We start from the raw sequence: 21,244 nt of genomic DNA on the forward strand, positions 1-21,244 counted from the left end.
GTAACCTAGTTCTTTGTGGCAGGTCCGGACTTCGACGTAGAGATCAAGCAGCTCCAGGCGACGATGCGCACCATCGAGCAGGTGCTGGACATCGACGCGATGCGCGCCGAGATCGCCGACCTCGGCGAGCAGGTCGCGGCGCCCGACCTCTGGGACGACCAGGCCAACGCGACTCGCGTCACCGGCCGGCTCTCGGCCCTCCAGGGCGAGGTCGACCGGTTCACGAACCTGCTCGGTCGCGTCGACGACCTCGAGATCATGGTCGAGATGGCCCAGGAGGAGGGCGACGCCGACGCGATCGCCGAGGCCGAGGCCGAGCTGGGCCGGCTGAAGAAGGCGGTCGAGGGCCTCGAGGTCCGCACGCTGCTCTCCGGCGAGTACGACGCCCGCGAGGCGCTGGTGACGATCCGCTCGGGCGCGGGCGGTGTCGACGCGGCCGACTTCGCCGAGATGCTGATGCGGATGTACACGCGCTGGGCCGAGCAGCACAAGTACCCCGTCGAGGTGTTCGACACGTCGTACGCCGAGGAGGCCGGCCTGAAGTCGGCGACCTTCGCCGTGCACGCGCCGTACGCCTACGGCACGCTCTCGGTCGAGGCGGGCACCCACCGGCTGGTCCGGATCTCGCCGTTCGACAACCAGGGCCGCCGGCAGACGTCGTTCGCGGCCGTCGAGGTGGTGCCGGTGCTCGAGCAGACCGACGAGATCGACGTCCCGGACGAGGACATCCGGGTCGACGTCTACCGCTCGGGCGGCCCCGGCGGCCAGTCGGTCAACACCACCGACTCGGCGGTCCGGCTGACCCACATCCCGACCGGCACGGTCGTGAGCTGCCAGAACGAGAAGTCGCAGCTGCAGAACAAGGCCAGCGCCATGGTGGTCCTCAAGGCCAAGCTGCTCGCGCTGAAGAAGGCCGAGGAGAAGGCGCAGCTCGACGAGATGCGTGGCGACGTCCAGGCCTCGTGGGGCGACCAGATGCGCAACTACGTGCTGAACCCGTACCAGATCGTCAAGGACCTGCGCACCGGCTACGAGGTCGGCAACCCGCAGGCGGTCTTCGACGGTGACCTCGACGGCTTCCTCGAGGCCGGCATCCGCTGGCGCCGCGGCGCCGAGCGCGCGGCCGAGAACTAGCGAGGACGCGTCGGCGTCACGGTGGTTTCGAGGCTCGTCGCTGGCGCTCCTCGCACCACCCCACGGACTGCTCTACGGTGTCGCCATGAGGCGCGACCACTGGCGGCGCTACAACGACCGGCTCGACCCGGCGACCGACTTCGTCGACATCTACGCCAAGGTCGTGGCGCACGAGTTCCCGTGGGACATGAACCAGGCGCTCGGGTTCGCGCTGTTCCGCACCTACGCCGTGCCGAGCATCGGCCGGCTGCTCGACGCGACCGGTGAGTTCACCGACCGCACCCAGAAGCGGTACGACGACACGGCGCTGCTCCTCGAGCCGCCGAACCGGCTCGGGTTCGACGAGCCCGAGGCCCGGGCCGCGATCCGGCGGATCAACCAGATGCACCGCGCCTACGACATCCCCGACCACGAGTTCCGCTACGTGCTGAGCACCTTCGTGGTCGTGCCGAAGCGCTGGCTCGACGAGTTCGGCAAGCGCCCGCTGACGCCGACCGAGCTCGAGGCGAGCGTGCAGTACTACCGCACCCTCGGCGCGCACATGAACATCAAGGACGTCCCCGAGACCTACGCCGGCTTCGAGCGCCTGATGGACTCCTACGAGGCCGAGCACTTCGGCTACGACCCGGCCGGGCGGCGGGTGGCCGACGCGACGCTCGCGCTCATGGTCGGCTTCCAGCCCCGCGCCGTGCGCCCGGTGATGGGCGTCTTCAGCCGGTCGCTGATGGACCCGGCGCTCCGCGCGGCGTTCCGGTACGCCGACCCGCCGCCGGCCGTCGAGGCGGTGTCCCGCGGCCTGCTGCGCGCCCGGGGCCGGCTGCTCCGGTTCTTCCCGGCGCGCCGCAACCCGAAGCTGGTCGAGGACCTGCCGCAGATCCGCAGCTACCCGGACGGCTACCGGGTCGAGGAGCTCGGCACCTTCCCGGTCCCCGGGCAGCACGGCTGCCCGCCCGAGGGCGAGCACGGCGACGAGCGCCACGAGGACGGTGGCGATCACGACGAACGGTGCTCGCCGGGGCGGCGCGGCGGTGTGCTGCATGGTGGAGCCTCTTCCGAAGAACGATGAAGTCGATCTGATTAGTACACATTAGCGGACGACCGGTCACCCGGCGAGCGGCCCTCCGGGTCGTGGACGGGACCGGTCAGCTGCCGGCGGCCTGGAGGACCGTCGCGCACCAGCGCCCCGCGCGCTCCACGTCGGTCCCGCCCCCGGCGCCGGCGGCCGGGACCTGCAGCGAGCAGGAGAGCCAGGCGTCGCCGAAGAGCCCGTGGAACGCCGTGGTCCCGTCCTGGCACCGCAGCGCGACCGCATGGGTGCCGAACGGCGGGGCGCCGGGCACCGCGCGGCAGCCCGTGACCTGCGTGGCGGCGCGGCCCAGCTCCTCGGCCCGCCGCGGCGTGATCGGGGGAGCGAAGACCCAGCCGAGCGCCGTCGTACCGTCCGCCGCGCTCCAGCGGCAGCCGAACTCGTGCGCGACGTCGGTGACACCGTCGGCCAGCTCGGCGCGCTCGCCGTTCGCCCACTCCTCCGCGGAGGCGGGCTCGGCGCCGAGCGCGTCCTCGACGGCGGCCGGGGCCACCTGCGCGCAGAAGGAGGCCCGGGCGACCGTCAGGTCGTCGGTGGCCAGGTCTGTCAGCGACGTCGCGGTGGGGCTCGGCGGTGGCGTCGCCGGCTCGTCGCTGCCGCCCGAGCAGGCGGAGGCGCCGAGCAGGAGCACCACGGCGACCGCGACCCCGGCGACCGATGCTGGACGAGCCATGCCCACAACGTAGGGCACTGCTTGAATGCAGCCGATGACTGCGCCCGACCCGACCGCCGACCCGACGTCCGACCCGACGTTCGCCCTGCGCCTCGAGCGCTGGGGCGCCGACCTGCGCGCCGCGGTCGACGAGCTGTACGACGACGGCGACGCGGTCGCGCAGCGGCTGGTCGACGTCGCCGCCCGGCGGTACGCCGAGCGGCCGGCCGACCTGCGCGTCCTCGACGAGCGCCGGCTGCTGGAGCCGGACTGGCTGCAGCAGCCGCGGATGTTCGGCTACGCCTGCTACGCCGACCGGTTCGCGGGCGACCTGGCGGCAGTCGGGCGGAACGTCGACCACCTGACCGACCTCGGGGTCACCTACCTGCACCTGATGCCGCTCCTCGCGACCCGGGAGGGCGACAACGACGGCGGCTACGCGGTCGCGGACTACCGCACCGTGCGACCCGACCTCGGCACCACCGACGACCTGCGCGACCTCGCGACCTCGCTGCGGTCGCGGGGGATCAGCCTCGTGGTCGACCTGGTGCTCAACCACGTCGCCCGCGAGCACCCCTGGGCGGTCCGGGCGCGCGCCGGGGACCCGGCGTACCGCCGCTGGTTCCACGTCTTCCCCGACCGCGAGCAGCCGGACGCCTACGAGCGCACCCTGCCGGAGGTGTTCCCCGACTTCGCGCCCGGGAGCTTCACCTGGGACGACGACCTGGACGGCTGGGTCTGGACGACGTTCAACAGCTGGCAGTGGGACCTGAACTGGGCCGACCCCGACGTGCTCGTCGAGTTCGCCGACATCGTCCTCGACCTCGCCAACCTCGGGGTCGAGATCTTCCGGCTCGACGCGATCGCGTTCCTGTGGAAGCGGCTCGGCACCGACTGCCAGAACCAGCCGGAGGTGCACGCGATCACCCAGGCGCTGCGGGCGGTCGCGCGGATCGCGGCCCCGGCCGTGGCGTTCAAGGCCGAGGCGATCGTCGGTCCGCGCGACCTGGTCCAGTACCTCGGCCTGGGGAAGCGAGCCGGCCGGGTGAGCGACCTGGCCTACCACAACAGCCTGATGGTGCAGGTCTGGTCGATGCTGGCCACGAGCAGCACCACCCTCGCCCGGCGGGCGCTCGGGGCGCTGCCGCCGACCCCGACGACCGCCACCTGGATCGGCTACGTCCGCTGCCACGACGACATCGGCTGGGCGATCGACGACGGGGACGCCGCGGCGGTCGGCCTCGACGGGACGCTGCACCGCCGGTTCCTCTCCGACTGGTACGCCGGGGAGTACCCGGGCTCGTGGGCGCACGGCCTGGTCTTCCAGTCCAACCCCGCCACCGGCGACCGCCGGATCAGCGGTACGGCGGCGTCGCTGGTCGGCCTCGAGGACGACCCCGACGCGGCGCTGGCCCGGCTGCACCTCGCGCACGCGGTCGTCGCCGGGTGGGGCGGCATCCCGGTCGTGTGGAGCGGTGACGAGCTCGCGCAGCCCAACGACCCGGGCTGGGCCGACGAGCCCGGGCACGCCGCGGACAACCGCTGGGCGGGCCGGCCCCGCCTGGACCCGACCCGGGCGGCGCAGCGGCACGACCCGGGCACCGTGCCCGGGCGGGCCTACACGGGCCTGGCCCACCTCGCCCGGGTCCGCGCCGGACTGCCCCAGCTGCACGCGTCGGCGCCGAGCGAGATCCTCGACGGCACCGACGACGGGGTGCTCGCGACCGTGCGCCGCCACGCCAGCGGGCCGATGGTCGGGCTCTACAACGTGACCGCCACGCCGCGGTCCTTCCCGGTGCACCGGCTGCACGAGGCCGGCCTGACGGCGCCGTACGACGCCCTGGGCGGCCGCCCGGTGACGGGTGGTGCTGACGGGGCGTTCGAGCTGGCGCCGTACGCCGCCTGCTGGGTGGTCGACGGCAGGCCCGGGTGAGAGGGGTCCCGCGGGCGCTCAGGTTGCTCGTCTACCCTCGACTTCCGTGATCCGCTTCGAGAAGGTCGTCAAGACCTACCCCGGTCAGGCGCACGCTGCGCTCGACCAGGTGTCGGTCGACATCGAGAAGGGGGAGTTCGTCTTCCTCGTGGGGTCGTCGGGCTCGGGCAAGTCGACGTTCCTCCGCCTGGTGCTGCGGGAGTACCGCGCGACCTCGGGGCGGGTCTACGTCGCCGGCAAGGAGATCAACCGGCTGGCGAGCTGGAAGGTCCCGCGGCTGCGGCGCCAGATCGGCACCGTGTTCCAGGACTTCCGGCTGCTGCCGAACAAGACCGTGAGCGAGAACGTCGCGTTCGCGCTCCAGGTGATCGGCCGGTCCCGCTCGGAGATCAACCAGCTGGTCCCCGAGACGCTCGAGCTGGTCGGCCTCGAGGGCAAGGGCGACCGCCTGCCCGACGAGCTCTCGGGCGGCGAGCAGCAGCGCGTGGCGATCGCGCGCGCGTTCGTGAACCGGCCGATGATCCTCATCGCCGACGAGCCCACCGGCAACCTGGACCCCACTACGTCGGTCGGGATCATGAAGCTGCTGGACCGGATCAACCGGACCGGCACCACCGTCTTGATGGCCACCCACGACGCCGGGATCGTCGACCAGATGCGCAAGCGCGTCATCGAGCTCGACGACGGCCGGGTCGTGCGCGACCAGGCGCAGGGCATCTACGGCTTCCAGCACTGACCGCCGCCGACCGACGACCCACGACTTAGGACACCCCCTCCTCCATGCAGCTTCGTTACGTGTTCTCCGAGCTCGGCCAGGGCCTGCGTCGCAACCTCTCCATGCACGTCGCCGTGGTCCTCACCCTGCTCGTGTCCCTCGCCCTGGTCGGGTTCGGCGTGCTCCTGCGCGAGCAGTCGGTCAAGGCCACCGACCAGTGGGGCTCCGAGCTCCAGATCACCGCGTTCCTCTGCAAGGCCCGTGACGACAACCCGGCCTGCACGAGCGAGGTGACCGACGCCCAGAAGGAGCGGATCGCCAAGGTCGTCGACGACAGCCCCGAGGTCGCCGACTACCGGTTCGAGACCAAGGAGGAGGCCTTCGCGAAGGTCAAGGAGCTCCTCGGCGCGGACAAGTTCGAGGGCCCGAACCCGGCCGCGACCGCCGACGACATGCCCGAGTCGATCTGGATCACGCTCAACGACCCCGACGAGTACCAGGGGATCGAGAGCGCGATCATCGGCCTGGACGGCGTCAGCAGCGTGCGCGACCAGCGCGACGTGGTCGGGCCGATCCTGCGCGGGATGACCGCGATCCGGATCGGGTCCCTCGCCACGGCGATCGTGCTGGTGATCGCGGCGCTGCTCCTGGTGGCGAACACCATCCGGCTGGCGGCGTTCGCCCGGCGCCGCGAGATCGGGATCATGCGGCTCGTCGGCGCCTCCACGCTCTACATCGCGCTGCCGTTCCTGATGGAGGCGCTGGTGACCGCCGCGATCGCCCTGGTCTTCTCGATCGGGGCGCTGGTCGCCTTCATGCACTTCGGCGTGAACGGGTGGCTCAAGGACCAGTTCGGCTTCATCCCGTGGATCGACTGGGCCAACGTCGTGACCCCGGTCGTGGTGATGGCGATCCTCGCGCCGCTGCTGACGCTGCTCCCGACACTCGTGCTGACACGCAAATACCTCAAAGTCTGACCCGCGCGCGTTACGGTCGACGCGTTCACTTCCCCGAACACGAAGGCAGACCGGTGCGTCTCTTCCCCCGTGCCGCACGCCCTCGCCGTGCGGCGGCCGTCGTGGCCTGCTCGCTGGCGCTGGGTGCGCTCGCCGTCCCGCTCGCGAACGCCGACCCGAAGGACCTCAAGCACCGCCAGCACGAGGCGCAGGCCCAGGTCCAGCACGCCCAGCAGGACCTCGACGAGTCCAGCAGCGAGCTGCGCGCGGCGCAGGCCGCCGTCGACACCGCGGTCCGCGAGCTGAGCTCGGCGCGCTCGGAGTACCGCTCCGCCAGCGCCCGGTTCGACGCCGCGCAGATCCGGGACCAGCAGATGCAGGACCGGCTCGAGGCCGCCGAGGCGCGGCTCGAGCAGGCGCAGGCGGACCTGACCCAGGGGCAGGCCGCGCTCGACGACCAGCGCGACGAGCTGACCGACACCGTCACCGACATCTACGAGCAGGGCGACCCCGACCTGCTCGCGTTCGCCAGCCTCCTGCACTCGCAGTCGACGACCGACCTCACCCGCCAGGAGGCCCTCAACGACGTCATCGTCGGCCGGGAGGACCGGGCCTACGACGACCTGCACGCCGCCGAGGTGCTCCTCCAGGTGCGCGAGAACGAGGTGCAGTCCGCCCGGGACGAGGTCGAGGTGCAGCGGCAGGAGGCCGCCGACCACCTGGTCGTGATGCAGCAGCTCCAGCAGGAGACCCGCGACGCGAAGAACAAGGTGCTCGGCCTCGTCGAGACCCGACGCGACGCCCGGGAGACCGCGGCCGCGGCCCGGCAGAAGGACCTGCAGGCGCTCCAGGAGGCCAAGCGCCGCGAGAACCACGTCAAGCAGCTGATCCTCGCGGCGGCGCGCCGCTCCCACGGTGGCTACACCGGCCCCACGAACGGGCTCTTCATCCGGCCCGTGCCCGGCTACGTGACCTCGCCGTTCGGCTACCGGATCCACCCGATCTACCACTACTGGGGACTCCACGACGGCACCGACTTCGGCGTCTCCTGCGGCGAGCCGATGCGCGCCGTCGCCAGCGGCACGGTCATCGCGCGCTACTGGTCCGACGTCTACGGCAACCGGCTCTACCTCAACCTCGGGCAGATCAACGGCACGAACATCACCGCGGTGTACAACCACGCGACGTCGTACCGGGTGAACGTCGGCGACCACGTCGACCAGGGCGAGACCGTGGGCTACGTCGGCTCGACCGGGTGGTCGACCGGCTGCCACCTGCACTTCACGATCCTCGCCAACGGCACCGCGGTCGACCCGATGAAGTGGCTGCCGTGAGGGAAGGTCGAATCGAGACTTCTGACGCCTCAATCGCGAGTTCAGGACATCCAGGTGTCCGGAGGTCCCGGTCCAACGGTCACCAGTCTCGACTCAACCGTCAGACGTCTCGATTCAACCCGGTTGCCCGTCCCTGAGAAGATGGGGGGATGGCCAAGGAAGAGGGGCGCAAGCTCGTCGCGCAGAACCGGAAGGCGCGGCACGACTACCACATCGAGGACACCTTCGAGGCCGGCATGGTCCTCCAGGGCACCGAGGTGAAGTCGCTGCGCATGGGTCGCGCCTCCCTGGTCGACGGGTTCGTGGACATCGAGAACCACGAGGCCTGGCTGCACGGCGTGCACATCCCGGAGTACTCCCAGGGGACCTGGACCAACCACGCGGCCCGGCGCAAGCGGAAGCTGCTGCTCAACCGCGTCGAGATCGACCGGATCGAGCGCCGGGTGAGCGAGAAGGGGCTGACCGTCGTCCCGCTGGCGATCTACTTCAAGGACGGCCGCGCCAAGGTCGAGATCGCGCTCGCCAAGGGCAAGAAGTCGTGGGACAAGCGGCACGCCCTCGCCGAGCGGCAGGCGACCCGCGAGACGCAGCAGGCCGTCGGCCGGCGGCTCAAGGGCATGGGTGACTGAGCCCACCGCGCCGCCCGGACCTCACCCGGACGTCGCCGCGGTCCGGGCGTTCTGGCAGGGTCTCGGCCTCCCCGGACTCGTCGACGCCCACGTCCACTTCCTGCCGCCGCGGATCCAGCGGGCCGTGTACGCCGTCTTCGACTCGGCGGGACCCAAGATCGGCCGCGACTGGCCGATCCGCTACCGCCAGGACCACGCGGAACGCGTGGAGATCCTGCGCGCGATGGGCGTGCGGCGGTTCCCGACGCTGCCCTACGCGCACAAGCCGGGCGTGGCCACCTACCTCAACGAGTGGGCCGCGCTGTTCGCGCGCGAGGTCCCCGAGTCGCTGTGGTCGGCGACGTTCTACCCCGAGGAGCCGGCGGCGGCGTACGTCGAGGAGGCGGTCGCCGACGGCGCCGAGGTGTTCAAGGTGCACCTGCAGGTGGGGGAGTTCCACCTCGACGACCCGCTGCTCGACGGGGTGTGGGGTCTGCTCGAGGACGCGGGGACGCCGGTGGTCGTGCACGCCGGGTCCGGACCGGTCGGCAACGCCTTCACCGGGCCGGCCTCGACCGAGCGGCTGCTGCGCCGGTTCCCGCGGCTGGCGCTGGTGGTCGCGCACCTGGGTGCACCCGAGTGCGCGGAGTTCCTCGCCCTCGCCGAGCGGTTCGAGCAGGTGCGGTTCGACACCACCATGGTGTTCACCGACTTCTTCGGCGTCGAGTACCCGCCCGACCTGCTGCCGCGACTGCGCGACCTCGGGCACAAGGTGCTGCTCGGCACCGACTTCCCGACCATCCCCTACCCCTACGCCCACCAGCTCGAGTCGCTGGCCCGGCTCGACCTCGGCGACGACTGGCTGCGGGCGGTCTGCTGGGAGAACGGCGCCGCCCTGTTCGGGGTGCCGGAGGCCTGACCCGGAGCGCCTCAGCCGACCGGCACCAGGTCGCCCGTCACGGTCGCGGTCTCGACGCTGCTGCCGCCGGGCGTCGGGGTCTCCCGGGTGAAGCCGTAGTCGAAGCTCAGGCCGCGGGTGCTGACGTCCAGGCCGGTGTAGTCGGCCGGGGCGCCGGCCAGGTGGTCGGGCCAGACCAGCCGGTAGAGCAGCCCGTCCGGGTCCACGGTGGACACGCACGCGTCGGTGTCCGGGTCGGTGGAGTACGACGTCTGCTCGCCGGCCGCGTTCGCCCACCAGTCCAGGAGCGGGGTGTCCGTCTTCGTCACCGGGTCGTAGGAGAACAGGTTGAGGACCGCCTTGCCGGTGTCGGGCGCCCCGCTGTGCACGTCGGGGTAGAAGGTCCCGGAGTCCTCCCACTCGGTGGTGGAGAAGTACGGGCAGGGGTCGTCGGGGTAGGTGCTGGTGTCGTACGCGCTGCCGGTCAGCGTCCAGGTGCCGGTGCCGTCGTCGCGCCACTCGGCGCCCTCGAGGCCGGGGACGGTCGGCACCAGGGTCAGGTGCATGACGAAGGTGACGTCCTGGCCACGGTCGTAGTCACCGGTCTGCCGGACCTGGTAGTCGACGGTGATGGTGCCGCTCAGGGTGCGCGGCGCCTGGTCGTCGTCGGTCACGGTGACGGTGACGGTCCGCTTGCCCGGCGTCGTGCCCGGCGCGCTCAGCACGACCTTGAACGTCTCGGTGGGCTCCACCTTCGCGTCGTCGACCAGGTCGACGGTCACCTTGGCGGCGCTCTTGCCCTTCTTGATGGTGACCTTGCCGGACTTCTTCTCGTAGTCGCTGCCGGCCTTCGCGGTGCCGTCGACGGTCTTGTAGGAGACCGTGACCGGCGCCGGCGCCTTCTTCGACAGGGTGACCCGGACGACGACCTGCCCGTCGTCCTCCCACCGCTGGATCGACGCCGGCGCCTGCAGCACGGGTGGACCGGCCGCGGGAGCGGCGTCCGCCACGGAGGTGGCGGGGAGGGTCGTGACGGCGAGGAGCAGGGCCCCGGGGAGGAGGGCGACGACGGCGGGGTACCGAGACATGGCGAACGCCTCACGGACGGGGGACGGGGGATCTTCGACAGTAGGGCCGCGGGTGCGCAGGCGGACATAGGACGAACGGGTCATCCGAGCGGCGGTCGGATGTGCGGAGCGGGCTCCGGGCGGGTGGGCCGCCCGGGACCGACGGCGGCTCCAGCGGGTGACCTTCGCCCCTGCACCCTCGGCATCGACCGAGGTGGACTGGACAGGTGCTCGAGACCGGTGTCCGCCTTGATCGGGCGTCGTCGTACCGCTCCTGGGTGGCCGCCTGTGCGGCCGCGGAGACGGTGGGGATGACGGCTGCGGCAGGGGCGGCGCGGGTCGCGGACGGGCTGCCCGGCCCCGCGGCGTTGAGTGTGGTCATCGCCGGCGGGCTGGTGGAGGGAACCGCGCTGGGCGTCGCCCAGGCGAGCGTCCTGGCCCGCGTGGCCCCGGCCGTGTCCCGAGCGCGCTACCTGGCGGCGACGGTCGTCGTCGCCGGGGTGGGCTGGGCCGCGGCGTCCGCTCCGTCCGTCCTCGGGGACGGGGGCGACGCCGAGCAGCCTCCGCTGCTGCTCGTCGTCCTGGGAGCGGCCGCGCTCGGGCTGGTGATGGGCGCCGTCCTCGGCGCCGCCCAGGCGGCCGTGCTCCGGGGCGCCGTGCGGCACCCGTGGCGATGGGTGGCGGCGAACGCCGCGGCCTGGCCCGTGGCGATGGTCCTGGTCTTCCTCGGGGCCACGCTCCCGGACGCCGGCTGGTCGACGGCCGCCGTCGTGCTGACCGGCGCGGTCACGGGAGCGGTCGCCGGCACGGCGCTCGGCCTGGTGTCCGGGCTGTTCCTGCCGACCCTCTCGGGGGTGTCGGCCTCCGGTCGAGCGGTACTGGCGCTCCTCGCGTCGTCGCGGTCCTCGGGTGTGCAGCGGAGCCTGCTCGGACTGGGCGTGCGCGGAAGGATCTCCGGGCGCCAGTACCGCTTCCCCGTCCAGTACGCCGTCGCGCCGGACGGCCTCGTCGTCGTGCCCGGCCACCCGGAGCGGAAGACGTGGTGGCACAACCTCGACGTGGCGCCGACCCCGGTCGAGGTGCTCCGCGACGGGTCCTGGACCCCGGCGTCGGCACGGCTGCTGGTGCCGACCGACCCGGACTACGACACCGAGCTGGCGGCGTACCTCGAGCGCTGGCCGCGCACGGACGCCACCCCCGACCAGCCCCTGGTGCTCGTGCGGCCGGGTGCGGGGCCGGCCGCCTGAGGGAGACCCTGCGATCCGCTGTAACGCCGTGTTACCGCCTGTTCCCAGGGTGCTCCAGCATGGTGGGAACAGGGAGTGACACGGCGTTACAGCCGCCATACTGCCCCCGTGGACCCCTGGGGCCGGATCGCGGCCGAGCGCCGCTCCCTCGCCGACCTGCTCGACACGCTGACGCCCGAGCAGTGGGCGACGCCGAGCCTGTGCGGCGCGTGGACGGTGAAGGAGGTGGCGGTCCACCTCACCAGCGGCCCCTCCACGTCGCTGCTCACCCTGCTGAAGGCGATGGTCGCCGGACGCGGCAGCTTCGACCGGGCCAACCAGCTGCTCGTCGACTGGCGCTCGGACGTCGAGCCGGCGCAGGTCACCGCCTGGCTGCGCGAGTACGCCGAGCACCGGTTCAGGCCGCCGACCATGGACTGGCACGCGCCGCTGACCGACCTGCGGATCCACACCCAGGACATCGTCGTCCCCCTCGGACTGGACGCCGGCGTCGCGGTCGACGGCTGGCGCGACGTGCTCGACTTCCTGGTGTCGAAGGCTGCAGCTCGGGGGTTCGTCCCGAAGGGCCGGCCCGACCTCGGCTGGACCGCCACCGACCTGGACTGGTCGCATGGGACCGGCCCGGCGGTCGCCGGCCCGGCGGTCGCGGTCGCCACCGTGCTGTGCGGCCGGCCCGCCCTGCTCGACCGGCTCGAGGGCGACGGCGTGCCCGCCCTCCGCGGGTGGGCGTCAGCCGCCTGACACCTACGGCAGGGTTGACGTCGGGTCAACCCCGGTTGGGGTAGGAGAACCTGACCGGGTACGCCGAGACCCAGCGCTGACCGTCGGGGGTCCGGTAGTGGACGTTGATCGCGTCGTTCCGGCTGATCGCGCGACCATGGACCTGGTCGGACGTCGGCGTGGCGAACCGCAGCGCCAGCACCGGGGTGTCCGTGCCGGTCGAGTTGGGGTCGAGGCAGTAGCCGACAGCTCGTGGCCAATGGGCCCCGGGGTGGCTGCGGACGATGTGCTCGACCACGTGTGGGGGAGCGACGAAGGCGGCGAGGAGTCGCAGCGGTGCGGCCCGCGGGTCCCGGACGAAGGCGACCGAGTCGATCAGGACGGAGGTCGTCCCCGGGTTGACGAGAGGGACCAGGGTGGCGTCCCGGACCGAGCCGGGCGGGACGGGTGTCATGCCGAACGTCATGCTGTTCTGCCGCACCTGGAGGGGGCCGCCGGCCTTCTCCAGCAGGCTCCGGCCGTAACCGAGGCAGTCGCCCGTCCCGGTCGTCGCGGAGGGGGTCGCACCGGCGTCGCTCCCGTCGCTGCAGGCTCCGACGAGCACCAGGGTCGCCGCCAGGAATGCCGCGACGGGGCCGCCACCGTTCCCCGAGGTGCCGGACCCGAGATGTCCCATGGGAGCAGTCTGGGTCCCGCGACCCAGCCGGCCAAGCACTCGCAGGGGTGCCCGTGACGGGGTCGCTGGTCCAGGTCACGGGTCGCTGGGCCCGCCCGGGTGCTGCACAATCGCGTCGTGGCGACCACACCCGCCCCGTACGGCGCCGCCGTGTCCGCACGCGAGGCCGAGGTCCTCGCTGCGGTGGCGGACCACCGCACGAACGCCGAGATCGCCGAGCAGCTGTTCATCTCGGTGCGCACGGTGGAGAGCCACGTCTCGTCGCTGCTGCGCAAGTTCCAGGTGGCGGACCGGCGCGAGCTCGCCCTCGCGGCGCCGGCGGCGCTGGTGTCGGCGGCGGCGCCGTGGACCGGGGACCGGCCACCGTCGTCCCTGCCGACACCGCTCACGTCGTTCGTCGGGCGCCACCACGAGGTGGCCGACCTCGCGGCGTCGCTGGCGGAGCACCGGCTGGTCACGGTCGTCGGTCCCGGTGGCATCGGCAAGACGCGGCTCGCCATCCGGGTCGCCCACGAGGTGCGGGACCGGTTCACCGACGGAGTCGTGTTCGTCGACCTGGTGACGGTGGACGAGCCGGCGCTGGTCGCCGCCACGCTCGCGACCACGCTGGGCCTGGGGGAGAGCCAGGAGCGCTCGGTGGAGGAGGTGCTGTCCGGGTGGCTCTCGGCGCGCCGGGTGCTGGTGGTGCTCGACAACTGCGAGCACGTGCTGGACGCCGTGAGCGTCCTCCTGGAGCAGCTGCTGACCCGCTGCCCCGAGCTGCGGGTGCTGGCGACCAGCAGGTCGCGGCTGCTCCTGCCCTTCGAGGCCGCCTACCCGGTGCCCGGCCTCTCGCTCGACGAGGCGGAGGGACGACCCGCCGAGGCGGTGGAGCTGTTCGTCAACCGGGCGGCCGCCGGCGGCTCGGTGGTCCCGCCGGACGACCTCGAGCGGGTCGCCGCGCTCTGCCGCAAGCTGGACGGGATGGCGCTCGCGATCGAGCTGGCGGCGGCCCGGCTGCCGGCCCTGGGCCTCGACGGCCTGGAGGCCGGCCTCGCCGACCGGCTCGAGCTGCTGGCAGGCGGGTCCCGGGTCGACGACCGGCACCGCTCGTTGCGCTCGGCGCTGGACTGGAGCTACGCCCTGCTGGGCGAGCCCGAGCGCGCCCTGCTCCGCCGGATCTCGGTCGTCGCCGGCGCGGTCTCCGCCGCAACGGCCACCGAGATGCTGGGCGACTGGAGCCCGCTGGTCCCCGACCGGGTCCCCGCCCTGCTGGCTCGCCTCGCCGACGAGAGCCTGCTGGTCCCCGTCCCCACCGTCCTCGGCACCCGCTACCGCCTGCTCGAGACGATCCGCCAGTACGGCGCCGCGCTGCTCGCGGACGCCGGCGAGGTCGACGCGGCGCGATCACGGCACCTGCGATGGTGCCTCGCCGCAGCGGAGCGGCTCGAAGAGCCGACCATGGCCGGGTCGGCGGGGGAGGCCTGGCGGGCCGCCTTCGACGAGATCTCGGTCGAGACGCGGCACAGCCTGCCCTGGGCCCACTACCGCCCCGAGGAGCGTCAGCCGGCCTACCAGCTCTCGCTGCTCATGGCCGGGCTCAGCTTCGACCGCGGCCGGCCGGGGGAGTCACAGCGCCGCTACGAGCTCGCCGCCGACCTCGCCCCCGACGACGCGGCGGCCGGCGCCGCCCTGCGGCTCGCTGCGGGCGCGGCGGACGGTCGCCAGTTCGGGAACGAGGCCCTGCGGCTGCGGGAGATGGCGGCGGAGGCGGCGCTGCGGGCCGGCGACCGATCCGGGGCGGCGATCGACCTCGCCCGCGCCGCCGAGCTCGTCGGCCGGGGGCCGGGCATCATGGCGGTCGCCCCGGCGGCCGGCGAGACCGAGCGGCTGTTGGCCCGGGCGAGGCCACTGGCCGACGGGGACCCGGCGGCCGAGAGCCGGATCCTCACGGCCGAGGCCTTTGCGCTCAACACCGAGGACCCGGTGGTGCTTCGGCTCGTCGATCGCGCGATCGCGCTCGCCCGCGAGGCCGGCGACCCGCTCGGGGAGAGCGCCGCCCTCGACATGCTGACCGCGGTGCAGCTGGCGGACGGGCAGCTGGCGGCTGCCCTGGACAGCGCGGTCCGCCGGACCGAGCTGCTCACCCCTCTCCGGGTGACCGCAGACTCGGCGCTGGAGCTCTTCGACGCCTTCCAGATGGCCTCCCTGTGCGCGCTCGCCGCGGGCGACCTCGGCGAGGCCAAGCGGCTCGGTGAGGGCCTCCTCGACCTGCCCTTCTACCGCGAGGAGCACCACCTCGCGACGTCCCGCCTGATCGTCGTCGGGCTGATCGCGGGCGCCTGGGACGATGCGCTGGCGCAGTCCGAGCTGTTCCGTGCCGGGTGGGAGCGAGCGGGGCGGCCCGTGCAGGGCAACCTGCGGGCCGCGCCCTACGCTGCGGCGACCATCCACGGTCTGCGGGGTGACGACGAGGCCCGAGCGGAGTGGATGGAGGTCGTCGGGATCCTGCAGACCCCGGTGTTCGTCGACGAGGTGCAGGACGTCGTGCTGCGCCTGCCCCGAGCCGTGCACTTCGGGAAGTTCTTCGACGGCCTGGTCCTGGTGCACCGCGGCCCTCTCGAGGAGGCCGCCGAGCTGGTCGACGAGCCGCCGGAGGACTTCGTCGGGGACGTCGGGGGGCTCTGGCGACCCTGGTACGCCTCCGTCTGGGCCGAGGCCGCCGTGCTCGCAGGGGACCCCGAGGCGCGGGAACGGGTGCGACGTGCGGAGGTGCTGACGTCGGGCAACCCCATCGCCCGGGCGGTGGTGCAGCGCGCCTCCGGGCTCCTCGACGGCGGGGCCGACGGACCAGGACCGGGCCGCGACGAGATGGTCGCCGCGGCCGCGGCCCTGCGTTCCCTCGGGGCGAGGTACCAGTGGGCCCGCACGCTGGCCCTGCTCGGCGGGGCCGACGCGGAGCGTGGTCTCGCCGAGCTGGCCGCGATGGGTGCTGCGCCTATGGCCGGGCCTCGATGATCAGGTTGAACGGCGTCCGGGCGGCGACCCGGACGCTCGAGAAGCCCGCCGTGCGCAGCACCTGCTCCATCCGGTGCGGGCCGGCCTGGGCGCCGAGCCCGAGACCGACCTCCTGCGCCAGCGACGACGGCGTGCAGATGACCGTCGACAGCCCGTAGTACAGCCGGCCCACCGGGTTGAAGTTGTCGGTGAGACCGTCGCCGGCGGCCGGCTCCACGAGGAGCAGCGTGCCGTCGGGGGCCAGCGCCTCCCGGACGTGGCGGGCCACGCCGACCGGGTCGCCCATGTCGTGCAGGCAGTCGAACATCGTCACCAGGTCGTAGCCACGACCGGGGACCGCCGCCGCCGGCGCGACCTCGAACCGGGTCCGCCGCTCGACCCCGGCCTCGCGGGCAGCGGCGCGTGCGCCCTCGATCGAGGGAGCGTGGCTGTCGACGCCGACGAACGTCGACTGCTCGAACGCCTGGGCCATGATGACCGTCGAGGCGCCGTACCCGCAGCCGATGTCGACCACGCTCGCGCCCGACTGCAGCTTCTCGGCCACGCCGTCGAGGGCCGGCAGCCAGGCCTGCACCAGGTGGGCCTCGTAGCCCGGGCGGAACAGGCGGAGCGCCCCGGTGTAGAGCCGGTCGTCGTGGTCGCCCCAGTCGATGCCCTCACCGGTGGTGAACGCGCGGACGAACGTCTCGTGGTCGGTGTAGCAGGAGGCGACGGTCTCGAACGCCCCGTCGAGGAAGACCGGGCTCTGCTCGTCGGCCAGGACCAGCGCGTGCTCGGGGCTCAGCTCGAAGCGACCGGTCCCGGGGTCGAAGTCGAGGTACCCGCCGGCTGCCTGGTTGGCGAGCCACTCGCGGACGTACTGCTCGTGGGTTCCCGTCCGCTCAGCGAGCTCGGTGGACGTCAGCGGCCCGGCGCCGGCCATCGCACGGTAGAGCCCGAGCCGGTCGCCGAGGTGGACCATCAGCCCTGAGATCGCCGCGGCGAGGTCGCCCACCGCCTGGTGGACGAACTGCTCGAGGGCGGCCTCGTCGAGGCGAGGGGTGTCGATCGTGGTCATGTTTCCTCCTGGGTGAGGTTCGTCCAGGTCCGGACGTCGGATGCCGCCGCTTTCGGCGGCTCGACCCACGGTCGACGCGCAGCCCGGTCGACCACATCCGTGGTGACCACGGACTCCACCACGGAGTCGCGGAACCCGTGGCCGGCACCGATGTGCCGGAGGTGGGTGCGGACCCACCGTTTCCTCCGAGCGGCGACAGCCGCGGATCTGGAGGAAGAACGGTGCTGCACGACTACATCGCGACTGCGCTCGTGAGCCAGCGGAGGCAGGCGCTCGAGGCGAGCGCCGAGCACCGCGGGCACGCTGTGGAGGCACGGGCCGGGCGCGACCGGCGCCCAGCGCAGCGTTCCGGTGCGGCGGCCGTCTTCGCCGCGACCGCGGCGGGCGGGCTGCTCGTGTCGCTCGACGTCTCGATCGCCAACGCGCTGCTGCCCGCGATCAGCGCCGACTTCGGCGGGACGGGGCGAGCCGCCCTTTCCTGGGTGATCACCGGGTACGCCATCGTCTTCGCGGCGGCCCTGGTGCCCGCCGGCCGCGTCGCGGACCGCGTCGGGCGCCGCCGGACGTACGTCGGCGGGCTGCTCGTCTTCGCCGCCGGGTCGCTGGTCTGCGGGGTCGCGCCTGGTCTCGGGGTGCTGCTGCTCGGACGGGTCGTGCAGGGCCTCGGCGCTGCGGCGGCCTCGCCCGCGTCGCTCGGGCTGCTGCTGGCGACCGTCGACGCCCGGCACCGTTCGGTCCAGGCCGCCCGGTGGACGGGGGCCGCGGCGGTCGGGGTCTGCCTGGGTCCGCTCCTCGGCGGTGCGCTGACCAGCCTCGGCGACTGGCGCTGGGCGTTCCTGGTCAACGTCCCGCTCGTGGCCGTGGTCGCGATCGCGGCCCGGCGGATGCTGCCGGAGACCCCGCGCCACCCCGGGCGCGTCCTCCCCGATCCGCTGGGCGCGGCACTGTTCGCCGCCGCGGCGGCCACCGCCAGCCTCGCGCTCGCGCAGAGCGCGACCTGGGGTGCGCTGTCGGTCCGCTCGGTGGCCGTCCTCGCGACCGCGGCGCTCCTGGCCTGGGCCTTCGTGCGGCGGTCCGGTCGGGTCGCCGCCCCGCTGCTCCAGCTGACGCTCCTGCGCAACCGCCGCGTCGCCGCGGCCGCCGTGGTGACCGGCTGCTACGCCGCCGCCTTCTTCGGCTTCCTGCTGACCTTCATGATCTTCGCCGTCGGGCAGTGGCAGCTGAGCCTGGTGGGCGCGGGTGCCTGTGCGCTCGTCCCCGGGTCCGTGGTCGTGCTGCTCACCCTGCACGTGGGGCACCTGGCCGAACGCGTCGGGCACCGGCTCACCCTCGCCGTCGGCGCCGGCCTGATGGCCGCCGCGCTGCTCGCCTGCGCGGCGCTGCTGGGCAGCGACCACCTCCAGGCCCGGTGGCTGGTGATCGGCTCGGTCCTCGGGCTCGGGATCGGCCTCTGCTACCCGGTCCTGGCCGGTGCGGCGGTGCACGGGCTCGACCCTGCCGACCTGGCCGCCGGCAGCGCGCTCAACCAGTGCGCCCGCCAGCTCGGCGCCGCCGTCGGCATCGCCGCCGCGGTCGGCGTCCTCGGCGCGGCTCCCTCGCCGGAGCTGGCCCGCCTGCACGCCGCCTGGGTGCTGGCCGCCGCCTTCTGCCTGGCCGCCGTCGTGGCCGCAGCGCTCATCCCACCCATCGCCCGGGCACTGCCGCCCGTCGTGGCTCCCCGGTCGGCCGCGCCGACCCCGTCCCTGAGGAGGGCAGCATGACCAGCACGACCATCCCCACCGGCCTCGGCAGCGAGGCCGCTGCATCGAGCGGGGTGACCCTGCGGACCCTGGACCGCGGTGAGGCCGCCGTGGTGCTCGCGGTGTTCGCCGGCATGGGCCCGCGGTCGCGGGCGTTGCGCTTCCTGGCCCCGAAGCCTCGGCTCACCGGCGGCGACGTCCGGCGGCTGGCCGCCGTCGACCAGCACGACCACGTCGCGGTCCTGGCCTCGAGCGCCCACGACGGGCTGCCCGTCGGGATCGCTCGTTTCATCCGCGACCGGGACGTCCCCCAGTCCGCGGAGCTCGCCCTGGACGTCGTGGACCAGTGGCAGGGCAGGGGTGTCGGCACCCTGCTCCTGGACGCCATCGTGCGCCGCGCGGTCGCGCTCGGCGTACGACGCGCGACCGTGCTGGTGTCGTCGGACAACGTCGCTGTCCTCCGGCTCCTGGCGCGGTTCCCCGGAGGCGCCGTCTCCAGCGTGGGCGTCGAGCGCGGGGTGGCGGAGTACGCCGTGTCGCTGACGGCGCCGTCGTGGACGGAGGTGTCGACATGAGCACGTACGGCGAGCCGGCGGCCCCTCCGAGCGTGGCGGGGATCGCGACCCTGCTCGGTGTCTGGGCGCACCCCGACGACGAGGCCTACCTCTCCAGCGGACTGATGTCCGTGGTCCGCGACGCGGGCGGCCGGGTCGCCGTGGTGACCGCGACCCGGGGCGAGCAGGGGACCGACGACCCGGAGGCCTGGCCACCCGAGCGGCTGGCGCCGGTCCGGGAGCACGAGCTGCGGGCGAGCCTGGCCGAGGTTGGCGTCCGCGAGCACCACTGGCTGTCCTACCGCGACGGCGAGCTGGCCGGCGTGCCCCTCGAGCGCGGCGCCACGGAGGTGGCCGCGGTCATCGACGTGGTGCGACCCGACGTGGTCGTCACCTTCGGGCCCGACGGGATGACCGGCCACGCGGACCACCGGGCGGTGTCGGCCTGGACCACGGAGGCGTGGCGACGGACCGGTCGGCGCGCCGAGCTCTGGTACGCGACCCTGACGCCCGAGTTCCACCGGGAGTGGGGTGACCTCAACGACCGCGTCGGTCTCTGGATGGACGCACCGCCCGTGACGGCGCGGTCCCAGCTGGTGGCCGAGCTCCGGCTCGTCGGCCGGCGGCTGGTCCGCAAGCACCGCGCCCTGCGCGCCCATGCCTCCCAGACCCGGGTCCTCGAGCAGCTGGTCGGCCCGGCGACGTACCGGAGCTGGTGGTCGACCGAGAGCTTCGTGGCGGCCCCCACGGGGTGAGCGCGGGCCTAGCATGACGAGGGTGACCGAGACGAGGTCCTCCGAGATCGCACTCAACCGGGCGCTCTGGGCGATCATGAACGAGCGCTTCACCGACGCGGCGGCCGACGGCATGTGGGCCCGGCAGCAGGTGGAGTGGGGGCTCTTCGCGGTGCCGGAGCGGTCGCTCGGCGTGCTGGGGGACATCCGCGGTCTCGACGTGGTGGAGCTGGCCTGCGGCACGGCGTACTTCTCCGCCTGGCTCGCCCGGGCCGGCGCCCGCACGGTCGCGCTGGACCTGTCCCACGAGCAGCTGGCGACCGCGCGGCGCCTGCAGCTCCAGGGCGGGCCGGCGTTCCCGCTGCTCCAGGCCGACGCCCAGCGGCTGCCCCTGCCCGACGGCGGCTACGACCTCGTCGTGAGCGAGCACGGGGCCGCGGCGTGGTGCGACCCCGAGCGCTGGTTGCCCGAGGCCGCCCGTCTGCTGCGACCCGGGGGACGGCTGGTGTTCCTCACCAACAGCCTGCTGTCGGCGCTCTGCGTGCCGCTCGAGGAGGGGGTCGCGGGCGACCACCTGCTCCGCGGCCAGCGCGAGGCCTACGAGGTGGTGTGGCCCGGAGGTGGCGTCGAGTTCCACCCGTCGCACGGGGACTGGGTGCGTCACCTGCGCGCTGCCGGTCTCGTCGTCGAGGCCCTGCACGAGATCTATGCGCCGCCCCAGGCCGACGACCACGCCTTCTACGAGATCGTGTCGAAGGACTGGGCGAGCCGGTGGCCCGCCGAGGAGCTCTGGGTGGCCTCGCGCCCGCTCAGGTGAGGAGGAGCTCGGCGTACTTGCTCGGCCGCAGCGGGACGCAGTCGCAGCCGTCGCCGCAGGCGAGGTAGGTGTGCACGGCGTGCCGGCAGCGAGGGCAGGGCATGTCGTGCGTCAGGTGCTCGGTGTTGGTCTGGACGGTGTCCCACATGGCCTTGGCCTCTCTCGGGTGTGTGACCAGCATCACTCGCGACAGGTCCCGTGCGGCAGAGGCGAACGCCGTCAGCCCGCGTAGTACGTCGAGGCCACGCGTCGAGGACGTCCGACCCCCCGAAAACGATGCGACAAGGAACCGGGTGGTGTCGGAGGATCCCTCCCGATG

The 21,244-nt window shown here is 73.4% G+C and carries 20 protein-coding genes; 15 read left to right on the forward strand and 5 right to left on the reverse strand.

Annotated elements, in window-relative coordinates; all coding sequences use genetic code 11:
- The first annotated feature begins 15 nt into the window (after positions 1–15).
- On the forward strand, positions 16–1,134 hold the full coding sequence (gene prfB, locus ACILRH_RS18920; RefSeq protein WP_395695618.1) for a peptide chain release factor 2: 1,119 nt from the start codon (positions 16–18) through the stop codon (positions 1,132–1,134).
- A gap of 85 nt (positions 1,135–1,219) precedes the next feature.
- Complete coding sequence (locus ACILRH_RS18925; protein ID WP_395695619.1) at positions 1,220–2,200, forward strand: oxygenase MpaB family protein; 981 nt, start codon at positions 1,220–1,222, stop codon at positions 2,198–2,200.
- A 76-nt stretch (positions 2,201–2,276) separates the two neighbouring features.
- Here the strand turns inward: ACILRH_RS18925 and ACILRH_RS18930 are convergent, their stop codons facing one another.
- The gene (locus tag ACILRH_RS18930) at positions 2,277–2,894 is read right to left on the reverse strand and encodes a hypothetical protein (protein WP_395695620.1); all 618 of its coding nucleotides are present in this window, start codon (positions 2,892–2,894) and stop codon (positions 2,277–2,279) included.
- A gap of 34 nt (positions 2,895–2,928) precedes the next feature.
- Here ACILRH_RS18930 and ACILRH_RS18935 point away from each other — a divergent pair, with 34 nt between their 5' ends.
- The 6 genes from ACILRH_RS18935 (at position 2,929) to ACILRH_RS18960 (ending at position 9,338) form a co-directional block, all read left to right on the forward strand.
- A complete protein-coding gene (locus ACILRH_RS18935; RefSeq protein WP_395695621.1) occupies positions 2,929–4,806 on the forward strand; it encodes an alpha-amylase family protein in 1,878 nt (625 codons plus the stop codon).
- 46 nt (positions 4,807–4,852) lie between these two features.
- Entirely contained in the window at positions 4,853–5,542 is a 690-nt protein-coding gene (gene ftsE / locus ACILRH_RS18940; RefSeq protein ID WP_395695622.1) for a cell division ATP-binding protein FtsE, read from the forward strand.
- Positions 5,543–5,586: 44 nt separating this feature from the next.
- Complete coding sequence (gene ftsX, locus ACILRH_RS18945) at positions 5,587–6,498, forward strand: permease-like cell division protein FtsX (RefSeq protein ID WP_395695623.1); 912 nt, start codon at positions 5,587–5,589, stop codon at positions 6,496–6,498.
- Positions 6,499–6,551: 53 nt separating this feature from the next.
- The gene (locus ACILRH_RS18950; protein WP_395695624.1) at positions 6,552–7,811 is read left to right on the forward strand and encodes a peptidoglycan DD-metalloendopeptidase family protein; all 1,260 of its coding nucleotides are present in this window, start codon (positions 6,552–6,554) and stop codon (positions 7,809–7,811) included.
- Positions 7,812–7,960: 149 nt separating this feature from the next.
- Positions 7,961–8,440 (forward strand): SsrA-binding protein SmpB, encoded by a 480-nt coding sequence (smpB, locus tag ACILRH_RS18955; RefSeq protein WP_395695625.1) that lies wholly within the window; start codon positions 7,961–7,963, stop codon positions 8,438–8,440.
- The gene (locus tag ACILRH_RS18960) at positions 8,433–9,338 is read left to right on the forward strand and encodes an amidohydrolase family protein (protein WP_395695626.1); all 906 of its coding nucleotides are present in this window, start codon (positions 8,433–8,435) and stop codon (positions 9,336–9,338) included. Before smpB ends, ACILRH_RS18960 begins: the two co-directional genes overlap by 8 nt.
- An 11-nt stretch (positions 9,339–9,349) precedes the next feature.
- Here the strand turns inward: ACILRH_RS18960 and ACILRH_RS18965 are convergent, their stop codons facing one another.
- Entirely contained in the window at positions 9,350–10,405 is a 1,056-nt protein-coding gene (locus ACILRH_RS18965) for a Calx-beta domain-containing protein (protein ID WP_395695627.1), read from the reverse strand.
- Between the two features lie 206 nt (positions 10,406–10,611).
- Between ACILRH_RS18965 and ACILRH_RS18970 the strand changes: the two genes are divergently transcribed.
- Entirely contained in the window at positions 10,612–11,631 is a 1,020-nt protein-coding gene (locus tag ACILRH_RS18970) for a hypothetical protein (protein ID WP_395695628.1), read from the forward strand.
- A gap of 108 nt (positions 11,632–11,739) precedes the next feature.
- The gene (locus ACILRH_RS18975; RefSeq protein ID WP_395695629.1) at positions 11,740–12,372 is read left to right on the forward strand and encodes a maleylpyruvate isomerase family mycothiol-dependent enzyme; all 633 of its coding nucleotides are present in this window, start codon (positions 11,740–11,742) and stop codon (positions 12,370–12,372) included.
- Positions 12,373–12,397: 25 nt separating this feature from the next.
- On the opposite strand, the gene ACILRH_RS18980 is transcribed toward ACILRH_RS18975, so the two are convergent.
- On the reverse strand, positions 12,398–13,027 hold the full coding sequence (locus ACILRH_RS18980; RefSeq protein WP_395695630.1) for a hypothetical protein: 630 nt from the start codon (positions 13,025–13,027) through the stop codon (positions 12,398–12,400).
- Positions 13,028–13,144: 117 nt separating this feature from the next.
- Here ACILRH_RS18980 and ACILRH_RS18985 point away from each other — a divergent pair, with 117 nt between their 5' ends.
- Positions 13,145–16,024, forward strand: a complete 2,880-nt coding sequence (locus ACILRH_RS18985) for an ATP-binding protein (RefSeq protein ID WP_395695631.1) — start codon at positions 13,145–13,147, stop codon at positions 16,022–16,024.
- On the opposite strand, the gene ACILRH_RS18990 is transcribed toward ACILRH_RS18985, so the two are convergent.
- The gene (locus tag ACILRH_RS18990) at positions 16,005–17,081 is read right to left on the reverse strand and encodes a class I SAM-dependent methyltransferase (protein ID WP_395695632.1); all 1,077 of its coding nucleotides are present in this window, start codon (positions 17,079–17,081) and stop codon (positions 16,005–16,007) included. The genes ACILRH_RS18985 and ACILRH_RS18990 overlap by 20 nt on opposite strands.
- A 221-nt stretch (positions 17,082–17,302) precedes the next feature.
- Here ACILRH_RS18990 and ACILRH_RS18995 point away from each other — a divergent pair, with 221 nt between their 5' ends.
- Genes ACILRH_RS18995 through ACILRH_RS19010 form a run of 4 tightly spaced genes read left to right on the forward strand, consistent with a single transcriptional unit; the run spans position 17,303 to position 20,925 of the window.
- Positions 17,303–18,841, forward strand: a complete 1,539-nt coding sequence (locus ACILRH_RS18995) for an MFS transporter (RefSeq protein WP_395695633.1) — start codon at positions 17,303–17,305, stop codon at positions 18,839–18,841.
- Positions 18,838–19,395, forward strand: coding sequence for a GNAT family N-acetyltransferase (locus ACILRH_RS19000; RefSeq protein ID WP_395695634.1), 558 nt, complete (start codon positions 18,838–18,840; stop codon positions 19,393–19,395). Before ACILRH_RS18995 ends, ACILRH_RS19000 begins: the two co-directional genes overlap by 4 nt.
- Positions 19,392–20,129 (forward strand): PIG-L deacetylase family protein, encoded by a 738-nt coding sequence (locus tag ACILRH_RS19005; RefSeq protein ID WP_395695635.1) that lies wholly within the window; start codon positions 19,392–19,394, stop codon positions 20,127–20,129. Before ACILRH_RS19000 ends, ACILRH_RS19005 begins: the two co-directional genes overlap by 4 nt.
- Positions 20,130–20,151: 22 nt before the next feature.
- Complete coding sequence (locus ACILRH_RS19010) at positions 20,152–20,925, forward strand: class I SAM-dependent methyltransferase (protein ID WP_395695636.1); 774 nt, start codon at positions 20,152–20,154, stop codon at positions 20,923–20,925.
- Here the strand turns inward: ACILRH_RS19010 and ACILRH_RS19015 are convergent.
- The gene (locus ACILRH_RS19015; protein ID WP_395695637.1) at positions 20,918–21,073 is read right to left on the reverse strand and encodes a hypothetical protein; all 156 of its coding nucleotides are present in this window, start codon (positions 21,071–21,073) and stop codon (positions 20,918–20,920) included. The genes ACILRH_RS19010 and ACILRH_RS19015 overlap by 8 nt on opposite strands.
- Positions 21,074–21,244: the final 171 nt, after the last annotated feature.

The organism is Nocardioides sp. (assembly GCF_044226765.1).
Taxonomy (GTDB): domain Bacteria; phylum Actinomycetota; class Actinomycetes; order Propionibacteriales; family Nocardioidaceae; genus Nocardioides.